Source organism: Williamsia sp. D3, from assembly GCF_000506245.1.
Classification (GTDB): Bacteria; Actinomycetota; Actinomycetes; order Mycobacteriales; family Mycobacteriaceae; genus Williamsia; species Williamsia muralis.
This window is the reverse complement of record NZ_AYTE01000020.1, coordinates 169755-182320: the sequence shown is the minus strand read 5'-3', so window position 1 is coordinate 182320 and position 12566 is coordinate 169755. Positions and strand designations below refer to the sequence as shown.

The following is a 12566-nucleotide window of genomic DNA, read 5'->3' as shown; positions in this document are numbered from 1 at the left end:
CTTTGTCGTCCAGATGGGCCGATGGGCTTGTTGGTCTGGCGGACTGAACAGTCCGCAGTCGGTCAGGGCTAGTGACCCGCAGCTGCCGTTCGGTCGAGATCCAGGTCGCGGTCCAGGTACTCGAAGAGTTCACGAGCAGCGGCACCCAGCTCGGCCGCCCACCCACGGGGATCGGCGGAGCCGCGGTCAGACGGCGCCTCGACACTGATCGCGGCCGTCGGCGGCAATGCGCGGACCAGATCGGCCAACGGCAGCACACCCTGACCGGGCGCCAGCCGGTGCTGGCGCGCTTCGGTGATCGCTGCGTTCTCATCGGTGGCCGGTTCGGCCGAAAGTGCGTCGCACAACTGGCAATAGGGAAACAGGTCCGGCGACTGCCTTGCGATGTCGTCGATCGATGTGCCGGCCCGGGCAACGTGCAACGCGTCGAGCAGGATCCCCGAGCCGCCCTCACCCGCGTCGGCCAGGAAGCGAGCCGCGGCATCCATGTCGCGGACGGCACTGAAGATCATCGGTTCTAAGCAGCACCGCAGACCATGATCGGCTGCGGCAGCCGCGAGTTCACCGAACAGCGTGGTCGCCCGCTGGTAGTCGTCATCGATAACGGTCACGAGCAGATACGACGCCGACAAAGCCTGTCCGGCCTCGAGCACATGCATCCAGTCCTCGCGCGAGCTGCCCGGGTGCAGTTTGATCACCTCGGCGTCGAGGACGCGCATTCCGTTGTCGTGCAACGCCTGCCTGGTGTCGCGGAGAAGAGCCGAACCCTCCAGCAACTGGAACCCGCGGTCTCGTGGTGTCTGTGCCACCCGGAGTCCGACTGCGTTGAATCCCGCCGCCGCGGCGTTCTCGATGAACTGGGGCGGCGGCACGTCAATCGCCGAGAGGTGTGACAACGACAGGATTCGTTGCTGTGGAGGCTGTTCCATACGGGTTCCGATCATTCGGGGCGTCTCACCGATGGCGCGGAAGTGCCCGGGGCATGGTGCTCGCCCCGGGCAGTCCCTCACCTACACAGAGATCACTTCTTCCAGAGGGCCTTGAACTGGTCCTGGTAGTCGGCGACCCCGACATAGAAGCCGGTCTTGTCGTCGATCACGGCGGATCCGATGTTGTCCTTGTTGAGGAGCTGGGTCGGCAGGAATGCATCGTCCGCGGGCCCCAGGTCATCGCCGTTGAACGAGCGGGCCAACATGTCCAGCACGCGCCACCCGAGGATCTGCACGGGGAAACCGACCCACACGCTGTTGTCACCGTCTTCCAGCGACTTCAAGTTGTCCGGTGTGGGGGTCTGACCGGCAAAGGTCACCTGGTCTTGCAGGCCGGCACCTCGCAGTGCCGCGTCCACGCCGAGCACGAGGTCACCGAACGAGAAGACCGCGTAGTTGATGTTCGGGTCTCGCTGCAGCGTGCTGACCACGCTTTGAGGGGTCTTGGTACCGAGGTCGGTGACCTGCTGATTGACCATCTCCACCTTGCAGCCCGGGCACTGCGCCTTCATCTGCGCGGTGAAGGCATCGGTGAAGACATTGAGGATCGGGTAATCGGTGATCGTGAAGACCGCGACGTTCGCGTCGCCTTCACTGTCGACGACAACCTGACTGGCCACCATCTTTCCCCACTCTTGCACCTGCGCAGTTCCATCCAAGGATGTGGAGATCACGCCGGGGATCGGCTCGTCACCGACACTGTCGGCGATCACGGTGATCCCGGCCGCCTTCGCGGACTCGATCTGCTTGCTCAGCATCGACACCGGGGTGCCCGAGAAGTGGATGGCATCCGGCTTCAGCGCAATGGCCTGATCCATCGCCTTGGGAGCGGCCTCTGCGTCGGTTCCCATGATGATCCGCTGGTACCGCCAGCCGAGCAGATCGGCAGCCTGCTGGATGGCGTCGTCCTTGGCACTCGAGATCGGTTGCGGGGTCTCGATGCTGATGACGTACTTGCCCGCTTCGGGGGCTTTGCTCAGCGGGGTGTCGAGCACGAGGTTGGCCGGCGCGGCCTCGTACTGATCGGTCACTGCCTGCGCGGCGGCGATGTCTGCCGGCTGGCTGGAGCCGCCGTCGTCGCTGCTGCTACACGCGGTGGCGAACAGACTCGCGGAGACAACGGCAACGAACGCCTTTGTCCAGGTTGTCGTTTTCACATGGATTCCTTTCGAGGGGTGGCCGATAGGCCGGGTGGAGAAAACGTTTCGAGACCGGGCCGTCAGGCGCGACGGGCGGTGCGGGCCGCCAGCGCGACGGCGACGATGAGCGCGAGACCGTTGAAGAGGTCGTTGACGTAGCTGGGCGCACCTGCGAGCTGCAACCCCTTGACACCCGTCGCCAGGAGGTAGATGGCGATCAGCGTGCCGAGTACGTTGACCCTTCCGGCCCGGATCTGTGTGGAACCGAGGAACACCGCGGAGAACGCCGGCAACAGATACGAGGGACCGATGTCAGGCGCGGCGGTCCCCAGTTTGGCAGCCAGGATGACGCCCGTGAGGGCCGCGACGGTCGCCGAGGTGACCAACGCGCCGAACATGATCCGCTCCACCCGAAGTCCGGCGAGCCTGGCCGCCTGGCGATTACCACCGGTGGCGTACAGGTACCGGCCGAGGGGAGTCTTTTCCAAGATCACGTACATCACTGCGGCGACGGCGATCATGTAGAAGAACGGGAGGGGCAGCCCGAGGAAGGGCTTGCTGCCCAGATCGAGGAAGCCGTCGGTGAAGCCCTCGGTGATCTGCTTTCCGTCGGTGACCCAATATGTGCCTGCCAGAAGGATGCTCGACATACCAAGGGTCGCGATGAAGGAGTCGACGTTCAGTTTGACCACCACGAACCCGTTGACCGCACCGATCAGGGCGCCGCAGAGCAACGTGGTGATGATCGCGATCGGTGCACTGATCCCCTTGGACAGCTGGTACGAGACCATCGCGACCGAGAAGCCCATCACGCCGCGATCGAGAGGTCGAAGACTCCCGCCGCCAGGGGAACGATCAATCCGATCGCCAACATCGCGGTGATCGCCTGGTCGCCGGCGATGATCCGGAAGTTGCCCTCGGTCATGAACGTGTCGGGGATCCAGATCGCGAACAGCACGATGATGGCAACCCACACATAGATTCCGCTGAACCGGTCGAGACCCAGGTTGATCTTGCGCCTGCCGCGCCCCGCCTGATGGCCGCCCGTGGGCGGTGGACCCTTCGGTGATGTCGCCGTCTCTTCAGGGGATTGTGTTGTCATGGTGTTCCTTTCACCGAAGTGGTGCCCGGAGGTAGAGGGGGTGTCGCTGCGGCGGATCGGGCATCGGGTCCGCTGCGATGCCGCGAGACGGCGGCCGCGGGGGTCAGGACTCACAGGGCTCAGGACTCGGCGAGTACGGGCTTCTTGAGAGTGGAGGCGGTCAGTCGATCGGGGTCGATGCGCGGCCGGCGCAGATCGTCCACGACCCGTCCGGCGGACAGGACGATCACGCGGTCGCACAGCCTCGTCAACTCACCGTGGTCGGTGGAGACCACCAGGACGGCGGCACCCTTCTCCGCGGCGTCGTCGATCAACGCGTGGATGTCGGCTTTGGCACCGATGTCGACCCCTTGGGTCGGTTCGTCGAGCAGGAGTACACGCGGGTTGCGCCGCAGCCAGCGTGCCAGCATGACCTTCTGCTGGTTGCCGCCGCTGAGGGTGCCGAGGGCCCGCTCGGTGTCACCGGTCGGACGCACCCCGAGACGTTCGAGCCACGTTGCCACATCGGACTTCTCACGTCCCGCACGGAGCCAGCCACCGCTGGTGTACGCCCACGGGTCGGCCACGGACACGTTCTCGCGCAACGATGCGGTCGCGAACGCGGCGTTGCTGAGACGTTCTGCGGGAACACAACCCATCCCCGCCGACATCGCGAGATCGGGACGGCCCTACTCGATGACCTTGCCGTCGATCGTCACCACGCCTGCGCGGCTCTCGCCGCCGAACAGCGCCGGGACGATGTGTTCGCGGCCCGAACCGGTGATCCCAGCGATCCCGAGGACCTCTCCGGGATGAATCGCAAAGCTGAGCTCGTGCGCGGCACCACAGGTGAGCGCATCGACCTCGAGCGCAGGCGCTCCGGCATGTGTTGTCTCTTCGGGCTCGGCGAGGAACTCCTCGACTCGGCGGCCGATCATCAGTTCCACCAGACCGGGTTCATCGAGCCCCTCGAGGGGCCGCGTGGTCACAACTCTGCCGTCGCGCATCACGGTCACGCTGTCGCACAGCGAGAACACCTCTCCAAGGTGGTGCGAGACGAACAGTACGGCCACCCCGCGGTCCCGGATCTTGCGGACCAGCTCGAACAAGCGAACCGCCTCGGCCGCAGGCAGATTGGCGGTCGGTTCGTCGAGCACGAGAATGTGGGTGTCGCCGCTGCGGCCCTGGACCGCGCGTGCGACGGCCAGCATGGTGCGCTCGCTCATGGTGAGCGCACCGGCGAGCTTCTTGAGGTTCAGGTCGAAACCGAGTTCGGCGAGCGCTTCCTTGGCCTGGGCCCGTTCTGCGCGGTTGTCGATGGTGCCGACCGAAGTGCGCTTGTAACCGTGGCCCAGCGCAAGGTTGTCGACGACATCCAGACTCTCGACGAGACCCAGTTCTTGGTGAACAAAGCGCAGCCCGGCGGCCTCCCCACCACCGGGGACTCCGAGGTTCAGCTCATTTCCCGCCACGGTGATCTTCGCACCGTGGTCCGGATCGTGATATCCGGCAAGAACTTTGATCAGTGTCGACTTACCGCACCCGTTCTGCCCCACCAGTCCACGGATTTCACCGGGGGCGAGCGAGAGATCGACACCATCGAGGGCTCGTTGGCCGCCGAAAGTTTTCGAGAGGCCGCTGATGCTGAGCGCGTCTGTCATGTTGGCCTACCTACGTGAGGAGAGTTACTTGAACATCACTTGTGTTACCTGGATCATAGTGAAGTATGTACATGGATATGTCCAGCGTTTGCTGAATTTGTTATTCCCCGCTCTGACCGGGAGATTCATGCACACCGCGGCCGCTTTCCCGCGTCACCGTCGGCAAGCCGGCACCGTTGGGACAACAGGTATCTACAGTTAGATAGAAGTTACCGAGTGGTAGAGGAGAGTGGCCTTCTGTGGTGGATTTCGAATTGAGCACCGTCGAATTGGGCACCGTCGTACAAATCGCCTACATGGTGGACAATGTCGCGTCCGCTGCCGAGGACTTCGCGGTGCGGCTCGGCGCCGGGCCCTTTTTCGTGCGTCGCAACCGCATCACCGGCGCCTGGGCCCCGACGGCCTGCCGGGCGCTTTCGACCACACATCCGCCTACGGCCAGTGGGGTCGATTGCAGATCGAACTGGTGCAGACACACACCGCAGAGCCCGCGGCGTTCGCGGCCACCACCTCCATACGGGGCGGAGTGCATCACGTGGCGATCATGGTGGAGTCGTTCGCCGAGCAGCAGCGCGTGTATACCGAATCAGGTTGGCCGGCACTACTTTCTGCAACAACCCCAAACGGCAATGACTTCGCCTTTCACGATGCCCGTCCGCAACTGGGCCACCTGGTGGAGATCTACGAACCCAGACCGTCCATCCTGCGCCTGTATCGGACGGTCGCCGATGCCGCCGTGAACTGGGACGGCACAGACCCCGTGCGTGAAATGTGATCAGGCGGCCGCCAGCAGCTCGGCGGCCCGATCGCGGGCAAGTGCGAGAACCTGCGGATTACCCGAGTTCCACAGCACCGTGAGCTTTTTGCTCCGGATCTTCCACTCTCCGCCAACCCGCACCACCCCGTCGGTGTAATAGCCGCCGATCGTGAACATCGCGTCTCCGGCGGTGTTGGGCAGTACGTGCTCAGCCCGTACGTAGGAGGTCACCGTGCCCTCCTCGCCGTCGATGTCGATGTCGAGGTTCGACAGGAAGTGCTGGGATGCGGCCAGACCCGGGAACAGCATTCGTCCGCGCTGCACCCAGTCCTCGGCGCGAAAGCGACCTTCGTTCCCGGCGCGATAGCTCGTGTAGTCGATGTCGATCTCATCGGTGAACACAGAGCGGTACAGATCCCAGTCCCGCAGGTCGATACCCCGCGCGAACCTTGCCATCAAGCGGGTGATCTCCACATGTGCCGTCTCGGTCATCGTCGGTTCCTTGTCTACAGGTTCGTTCAGGGCAGCGGGGGCGTTGAGGGAGCGCGTCAGCCACGCAGCTGGAGTGAGATCTTCTCGAAGTACTCGTCGAGTCCATCGGGACCGAGTTCACGTCCGATGCCCGATTTCTTCATGCCGCCGAACGGGGCCATGGCGTTGAACCGCCCGCCGTTGATCGAGACCTGCCCTGTGCGTAGGCGCCGGGCGATCGCGATGGCCTGGTCGTCATCGGCCGCGAACACCGCACCCGACAACCCGTACTCGGAATCGTTGGTTATCGCGACGGCGTCGTCGATGTCCCGATAGGTGAGGACGGCAAGCACCGGGCCGAACACTTCGTCCCTGGCGATGGGGGTGTTGTTGTCCACGCGACTGACCACGGTCGGACGCACGAAGTAGCCCGACCGCAGTCGTTCATCGAGCCCGTCTACGTCGCCGGGGCCGCCCACCAGGAACTTGGCATCCGCCGGCACGTCCGCGAGATGTTTGAGCACCGACTGCTGCTGGTCCCGCGAGGCCATCGGTCCCACATCGACCGTTTCGTCGAGGGGGTCGCCGATCGTCTGAGAGCCGACCAACTCCACCAGTCGCCGCTCCACCTCGTCGAGTCGGTCGGCCGGGACGAGCAACCGGGTGGTGGCCGTACAGGTCTGGCCGTTGTTGACGTAACAACTACGAACAGCGGCGTTCAGCGCCGCGTCCATGTTCGCATCCGGGGCCACGATGAACGCCGATTTCCCTCCCAGCTCGAGAGTCACTTTCTTGATTCCGGCTGCAGCCAATTGGCCGACTCGAGCTCCTGCGGATGTCGACCCGGTGAGGCTCACCAGATCGACGTCCGGGTGCCCGGCGAGCCGTTCGCCGACTCGGCCACCAGAACCCGACACCACATTGAGGACGCCGGGCGGCAATCCGATGGCGTGGGCGATGTCGGCGACCACAAAGGCAGCAAGTGGAGCAACGCTGCTGGGCTTGACCACGGTGGTGCATCCTGCCGCGATCGCCGGGGCAACTTTGGCCGCCAGTTGGTATAGGGGGTAGTTCCACGGAGTGATCGCACCGACCACACCTGCGGGAACCTTGAGGATTAACGACGTTCCGCGCCGCTCTTCCATCGGGAGCGTCTCGAGGACGTCGGCCATCGTTCGGAAGATCGTCACGCCCAGGCCCACCTGCACGCTCCGTGACCGCGCGATGGGGGTTCCGACCTCTCGCGCCATCGTCTCGGCCAACTCGTCCTCGCGCTGCAGGAGTTCGTCGGCGAAGCGTCGGAGCAGCGCAACGCGGTCGGCCACCGGCGATTGTGAACACGACGGGAACGCCCTCTTTGCCGCTGCCACCGCAGCGTCGACGTCAGCTTCTGTACCTGCGGGAACGCGGGCCAGCAGGCCGCCGGTCGCCGCCTCGAAGACGTCGATCGTGCCTCCACCGTCCGACGGCACCCACGTGCCGTCGATATAGAGCTCGGTGCGATCGTCCATTGGGGGCGCCTCCACTTCGTCGTGCGATGAACACCGAGTGGCGGCCATCACAGCCAGCGTAAACTACTTTGCGGATTCGGTGTCAAGTAACTCTTCGGTTTCAAGTCTGTACATAGTTTGGGTGTTCTTTCTTGACTTCCACTACTATTTGGGTACGTTATGAGCACGGTCACAGTCTCCGAGAGCGAGGCACCGACCACTCTCGCCATCCGCCGTCCCGCAGCCGGGACCCGTTCGAGGAGCACCATGAACGACCTCGCGATCAACAACTCTGCACCGGCCACAGCGTCGGCCGAGCTGATCAATCTTGTTGTGAAGGGCATGTCCCGTGGGCCGATCGCCCCTGAGCTGCAGATAGTCGTCGACGCCGGGCATGCCATCGCCAAGGGTCCGATGGTGATGCCGACCCCCGCGGGTATTGCTGAGGCAGGCCGCCTGGTCCGTCTGCCGGAGGGCAGCGCGCAGGAGCAGGCCGTGCGGGACTTCCTCCACGCCTTTCTTCCCGTCAACCGGCAGCTGCGTGAACTGTGCACCGCGTGGCAGTGCCGACCGGACGGCTCGGCCAACGACCACTCGGACGCCCAGTACGACGCCTCCATCCGGGATCGTCTCGACGACATCCACTCGGCGGTCTCGAAGATGCTGCGGCGGGCAGGCAAACAGGCCCCCGAACTCACCGAATACCGCGACCGTCTCGGAGTCGCGCTCGAACGGTTCGACGACGGCGACACCGCATCCCTCACCTCACCCCTCACCGACGGCTACCACACCGTCTGGATGTGGCTGCACCAGCACGTTCTGATGATGCTCGGTGTCACCCGCGCCGAGGACGAGGCACTCGAGGAGGAGCTCGTTTCGGGTTCATCCCGATGACGTTGTCGGAGAACACATTCCCGGCAACGACCCGCGCCGCCGTCCCGTACGGCCAGGGACGTGCCCGCGGACTCGGCGCAGACGTGCTCGGCGTGCACGGCGTCGAGATGGACAACCTCGTCGCCCTCGGCCTGCCCGTCGTCCCAGGATTGACGGTGCCGATCGGCGCCGGATCCGGCCTGCAAGATCACCAGACCGCCACCACGGCGATCGACCTGCTCGAAAAGCTCGCGGTCCGAGGCATCTGGCCGGCTGTGCGTACAGAGCGTCGGCCCATGCTCATGCATCTACGCTGCAGCGCGCCCGTACCCGTGTCGGCTCTACCGCCCGCCATCTCGGTCATCGGCTTGTCCAGCCGGAACATCGACGCGCTGGTGGAAGTCATCGGACGCGAACGCGACATCTACGACTCCTGGGCCGCGAATCTGCGGTTCGTCGCCGAGAACGCGCTCGACGTGGATGTCGATGACCTCGACGACCTCGCGGACGACCATCCCGACAGCAGGGCCCAGGTGCCCGCGCTGCTGGAGCTGATCGAAGAATCGACAGGTGCACCCTTTCCCGCCGACCCGGCCGAACAACTGGGCCTGGCGGCCAAGGCGATGCTGGCTCGGTGGGCGTCACCTCGAGGCCAGCGGGCCCGTAGGGCGTTGTCGCTCCCCGACGATCTCGGGATCGCCCTGCATGTCCGAGCGCTGCGTCTGGGCTCGTGGAACGAGTCCGGGTACGGATCGGCCATCAGCCGCGACCTCGAGACCGGCCGTTTCGCACCCCACGGCGTGTTTCATCTCGGCGTTCGCCGGGCCGACCCGAATCCGGGCCCCGGCGACCCCCTTGACCAGACACCGGGCGGCGTCCAGATCCTGGACCAGATCTTCGCAACCCTCGAGCCGCATCTGCGTGGAGTCGCAGAGGTCGAGTTCGAGGTGCGAGACCGCCAGCTGGCATTGCTGAGTGCCCAGGCGGTCGAACACCCCGGCCCACGCGCGATCACGCACCTCGCGGTGGATCTCGCGACCGCAGGCTCCATCGACCGCAGCGAAGCCGTTCGCATGCTCGAACCAGACCTGATGCAAGACCTCCTGCACGCCCAGCTCAAACTGACCGGGTCCGAACAATTGCTCGCACGCGGGCTACCGGCCTCTCCCGGCGCTGCGATCGGTGAGATCGCTCTGTCGAGCGACCGCGCGATTGCGCTCGCAGGCCAGGGCAAGAACGTCATCCTCGTCGCATCCGAGACGAGCCCGGCAGACGTGCCTGCCCTGCTCGCGGCCACCGCGGTGGTCACATCGAACGGCGGGCTGGCATCGCATGCCGCGGTTGTCGCACGGGGGGCGGGACGGCCGGCTGTCTGCGGAGCGACGACGCTACGAATCGACGCGAACGCGGGCACGGTCACCGCCGGTGAGGTGACGCTCCGTGAAGGGGACACCGTGTCGGTCAACGGGCGCACGGGAGACGTGTATTGCGGCACCGTGACGATCCGCCCCGCCGAGCCATCGGCCGAACTCGAGGTACTGCTCGGGTGGGCCGACGAGATCCGGCGCCTGAGGGTGCGCACCAATGCAGACAACGCCGAGGACGCCGCAACGGCGTTTCGGCTCGGTGCCGAGGGAATCGGCCTCTGCCGCACCGAACATCAGTTCCTCGGCGATCAGCTTCCTCTGGTGCAGCGCCTGGTACTCGCAGAATCGGAGGCTGAAGAGATCGAGGCGATCGCCGCTCTCACCACGGCCCAGCAGAGCGACTTCACCGACCTGCTGCGAGTGGTCGGGAACCGGCCGATCACGGTTCGCCTTCTCGACGCTCCGCTCCACGAGTTCCTGCCTGCCGACGGCGAGTACCGCGACGAGGCGCAAGCCCAGCGCGCCGCCGACACCCATGAATCGAATCCGATGCTCGGATTGCGGGGTGTGCGGTTCGCGATGGTGCAACAGAAGCTGTATCCGGCACAGGCCGAGGCGCTGTTCCGGGCGTGGGTGACCGTGAACGGCGAAGGGCTGCAACCACAACTCGAGGTGATGATCCCGCTGGTGTCACTGCCCGGCGAGCTGTCCAAAGCGATCGAGCAGGTGCGTTCGGCCGCAGCGGATGTTGAGCAGGACACCGGCGTGACGATTCCGTATCTCGTGGGCAGCATGGTCGAGACACCCCGCGCCGCCTTGCTGGCCGAATCGTTGGCCGAAGACGCGCAGTTCCTCTCGTTCGGCACCAACGATCTGACGCAGCTCACCTATGGGTTCTCGCGGGACGACGTCGAAAAGTCCATGCTCACCCACTATCTCGAACACGGACTGCTCGACGACAGTCCCTTCGCCGTACTGGACACCGATGGTGTCGGGGCGTTGATCTCGATGGCCGTCCGCAGTGCACAGCAGGCACGACCCGAGGTGAAGCTCGGCGTGTGCGGCGAACACGGCGGCGATCCTGCGTCGATCGCCTTCCTGGATTCTGTTGGACTGCACTATGTCTCGTGTTCGCCGCGTCGTGTCCCGGTGGCCCGGCTGGCTGCTGCGCACGCGGCACTCGAAAGCAGGTGATGGGCGCTGAGTACCGAACTCGATGACCTGCGTACTGCAGTCCGTGATGCCGCTGCCGACCTCGGCGGGCCGGCCCTGTGCCGTCGGCTGGACGCCGACGGCCCTGGCTGGGATGCCAGAGCGTGGTCGGTGCTGGCCGAGCAGATCGGTATCGGCGCACTGGGCTTGCCCGAAGACCTGGGAGGTCTTGGCGGTCTCCCCGAACTGGCGGTGGTGGCCGAAGAGCTCGGAGCCGCACTGCTGCCGGTCCCCTTTCTCTCCACCGTCATCGCCGGCCAGGTCCTACTGGGCACACCCACGCCTCCCGACGACGTCCTGACGGAGATCGCCGAGGGCGCGCCTGCGGCATTCGCAGGGCTCGACCGACGGGGGTGGTGGTCGACTGACGAATTACTCTTTGCTGCAACCGAAGTCGACGGCGGGTGGGTGATCGACGGACACGCCCCGGCCGTGCTCGGCGCCGCGGGAGCGACATGGATTGTCGTCGCCGCGAACACCGCAGACGGTCCCGACATCTTTGTCGTCGCGGCGGCCACAGCCGGCGTGGGCGTCCATCCCATTGAAACCCTCGACCTCACGCGCGCTCAGGCCTCGGTCCATCTGGCTGCCGTCCCGGCGATCCGGCTCACCACCGGTGGAAATGCCTCTGCTGCAGTGCTTCCGGCCCTCGATACAGCGTGCATCGTGCTGGCAGCCGAGCAACTCGGCGGTTCTCAGGCCAGCCTCGATCACACGGTCGACTATGTGAAAGAGCGCCGGCAGTTCGGTCGGGCCATCGGCAGCTTCCAAGCCGTCAAACACACCCTCGCGGATCTGCTTGTCCTCGTCGAGTCGAGTCGCTCGGCAGTGAGCCGCGCAGTCGAGTCCGATGACCGGACCGAGGCCGGGGCCGTCGCTAGGGCCTGGTGTTCGGACGCCTACCGGACAGTGAGTGCCGAAGCCGTGCAGTTACACGGCGGCATCGGCTTCACGTGGGAACACCACTGCCATCTCTATTTTCGTCGAGCGCGCGCCGACGCCCAACTGCTCGGCGGCAGTGCCATGCATCGCGAGCGACTGGCCACGGCTCTGGCCTGGTGAACGCCTGACCACAGGGAGAGGCGCGGCCGACGCGTTCGCCCGATGTTCATTTGGCGCACTGCATCGACACCTGTCAATATAGATCGGTGTCGAATCAAAGTCCGAACCCGTCCGGCGATGAAGCCTGTTGCTCGCCCTTGGTCCACGAACCGCTCAGCATGGACCGCACCGTCCAGCTGGCGCGCATGTTCAAGGCGTTGGGAGACCCGGTACGGCTGCGGCTGCTGAGCCTGATTGCCAGTCACCTCGGCGGCGAAGCATGCGTCTGCGACATATCAGACTCATTCGACCTGTCCCAGCCGACGATCTCGCATCATCTGAAGGTGCTCCGGCAGGCCGGCCTGCTCGACTGTGAGCGCCGCGGGACCTGGGTCTACTACCGGGTGATACCTGCGACGCTGCAACAGCTTTCGGCGACACTCGACATGTCCGATCTCTGCACACCGTCGATGAGGCTCTGGTGA

The 12566-nt window shown here is 65.2% G+C and carries 14 protein-coding genes; 5 read left to right on the top strand and 9 right to left on the bottom strand.

Annotated elements, in window-relative coordinates:
• Positions 1 to 68: 68 nt before the first annotated feature.
• From W823_RS44105 to W823_RS58870, 7 genes are all read right to left on the bottom strand, one after another.
• Positions 69 to 929 (bottom strand): sugar phosphate isomerase/epimerase, encoded by an 861-nt coding sequence (locus tag W823_RS44105; RefSeq protein ID WP_235189544.1) that lies wholly within the window; start codon positions 927 to 929, stop codon positions 69 to 71.
• 92 nt (positions 930 to 1021) lie between these two features.
• Positions 1022 to 2146: a substrate-binding domain-containing protein gene (locus W823_RS44100; RefSeq protein ID WP_023958632.1), complete on the bottom strand. Its 1125-nt coding sequence runs from the start codon at positions 2144 to 2146 to the stop codon at positions 1022 to 1024.
• A 62-nt stretch (positions 2147 to 2208) separates the two neighbouring features.
• The gene (locus W823_RS44095; RefSeq protein ID WP_051406525.1) at positions 2209 to 2937 is read right to left on the bottom strand and encodes an ABC transporter permease; all 729 of its coding nucleotides are present in this window, start codon (positions 2935 to 2937) and stop codon (positions 2209 to 2211) included.
• Entirely contained in the window at positions 2937 to 3230 is a 294-nt protein-coding gene (locus W823_RS58875) for a hypothetical protein (RefSeq protein ID WP_051406524.1), read from the bottom strand. Before W823_RS58875 ends, W823_RS44095 begins: the two co-directional genes overlap by 1 nt.
• A gap of 119 nt (positions 3231 to 3349) precedes the next feature.
• Positions 3350 to 3880, bottom strand: a complete 531-nt coding sequence (locus W823_RS56630) for an ATP-binding cassette domain-containing protein (protein WP_081729764.1) — start codon at positions 3878 to 3880, stop codon at positions 3350 to 3352.
• Positions 3881 to 3898: 18 nt separating this feature from the next.
• Positions 3899 to 4870, bottom strand: a complete 972-nt coding sequence (locus W823_RS56625) for an ATP-binding cassette domain-containing protein (protein ID WP_051406522.1) — start codon at positions 4868 to 4870, stop codon at positions 3899 to 3901.
• A gap of 292 nt (positions 4871 to 5162) precedes the next feature.
• Positions 5163 to 5405 carry a hypothetical protein gene (locus W823_RS58870; RefSeq protein WP_235189553.1) on the bottom strand — a complete coding sequence of 81 codons (243 nt, stop codon included), beginning with the start codon at positions 5403 to 5405 and terminating at the stop codon, positions 5163 to 5165.
• Here W823_RS58870 and W823_RS58865 point away from each other — a divergent pair, their 5' ends adjacent.
• Positions 5406 to 5645: a hypothetical protein gene (locus W823_RS58865; RefSeq protein WP_369792618.1), complete on the top strand. Its 240-nt coding sequence runs from the start codon at positions 5406 to 5408 to the stop codon at positions 5643 to 5645. It begins immediately after the preceding gene.
• Here the strand turns inward: W823_RS58865 and W823_RS44080 are convergent, their stop codons facing one another.
• Positions 5646 to 6119, bottom strand: coding sequence for a nuclear transport factor 2 family protein (locus tag W823_RS44080; RefSeq protein ID WP_023958628.1), 474 nt, complete (start codon positions 6117 to 6119; stop codon positions 5646 to 5648).
• A 56-nt stretch (positions 6120 to 6175) separates the two neighbouring features.
• The gene (locus W823_RS44075; RefSeq protein WP_023958626.1) at positions 6176 to 7609 is read right to left on the bottom strand and encodes an aldehyde dehydrogenase family protein; all 1434 of its coding nucleotides are present in this window, start codon (positions 7607 to 7609) and stop codon (positions 6176 to 6178) included.
• A 159-nt stretch (positions 7610 to 7768) separates the two neighbouring features.
• Here W823_RS44075 and W823_RS44070 point away from each other — a divergent pair, with 159 nt between their 5' ends.
• From W823_RS44070 to W823_RS44055, 4 genes are all read left to right on the top strand, one after another.
• On the top strand, positions 7769 to 8482 hold the full coding sequence (locus tag W823_RS44070; RefSeq protein WP_023958625.1) for a hypothetical protein: 714 nt from the start codon (positions 7769 to 7771) through the stop codon (positions 8480 to 8482).
• Complete coding sequence (locus W823_RS44065; protein WP_023958623.1) at positions 8479 to 11022, top strand: putative PEP-binding protein; 2544 nt, start codon at positions 8479 to 8481, stop codon at positions 11020 to 11022. The genes W823_RS44070 and W823_RS44065 overlap by 4 nt, the downstream gene beginning before the upstream one ends.
• Before the next feature lie 6 nt (positions 11023 to 11028).
• The gene (locus tag W823_RS44060; protein ID WP_031332423.1) at positions 11029 to 12102 is read left to right on the top strand and encodes an acyl-CoA dehydrogenase family protein; all 1074 of its coding nucleotides are present in this window, start codon (positions 11029 to 11031) and stop codon (positions 12100 to 12102) included.
• 86 nt (positions 12103 to 12188) lie between these two features.
• Positions 12189 to 12566 carry a helix-turn-helix transcriptional regulator gene (locus tag W823_RS44055; RefSeq protein WP_023958619.1) on the top strand — a complete coding sequence of 126 codons (378 nt, stop codon included), beginning with the start codon at positions 12189 to 12191 and terminating at the stop codon, positions 12564 to 12566.

Excerpts from the sequence above, each read along its gene's own strand:
- W823_RS44105 (WP_235189544.1), bottom strand. The coding sequence starts at position 929 with ATGGAACAGCCTCCACAGCAACGAATCCTGTCGTTGTCACACCTCTCG.
- W823_RS44095 (WP_051406525.1), bottom strand. The coding sequence starts at position 2,937 with ATGGGCTTCTCGGTCGCGATGGTCTCGTACCAGCTGTCCAAGGGGATC.
- W823_RS58875 (WP_051406524.1), bottom strand. The coding sequence starts at position 3,230 with ATGACAACACAATCCCCTGAAGAGACGGCGACATCACCGAAGGGTCCA.
- W823_RS56630 (WP_081729764.1), bottom strand. The coding sequence starts at position 3,880 with ATGTCGGCGGGGATGGGTTGTGTTCCCGCAGAACGTCTCAGCAACGCC.
- W823_RS56625 (WP_051406522.1), bottom strand. The coding sequence starts at position 4,870 with ATGACAGACGCGCTCAGCATCAGCGGCCTCTCGAAAACTTTCGGCGGC.
- W823_RS44080 (WP_023958628.1), bottom strand. The coding sequence starts at position 6,119 with ATGACCGAGACGGCACATGTGGAGATCACCCGCTTGATGGCAAGGTTC.
- W823_RS44075 (WP_023958626.1), bottom strand. The coding sequence starts at position 7,609 with ATGGACGATCGCACCGAGCTCTATATCGACGGCACGTGGGTGCCGTCG.
- W823_RS44070 (WP_023958625.1), top strand. The coding sequence starts at position 7,769 with ATGAGCACGGTCACAGTCTCCGAGAGCGAGGCACCGACCACTCTCGCC.
- W823_RS44065 (WP_023958623.1), top strand. The coding sequence starts at position 8,479 with ATGACGTTGTCGGAGAACACATTCCCGGCAACGACCCGCGCCGCCGTC.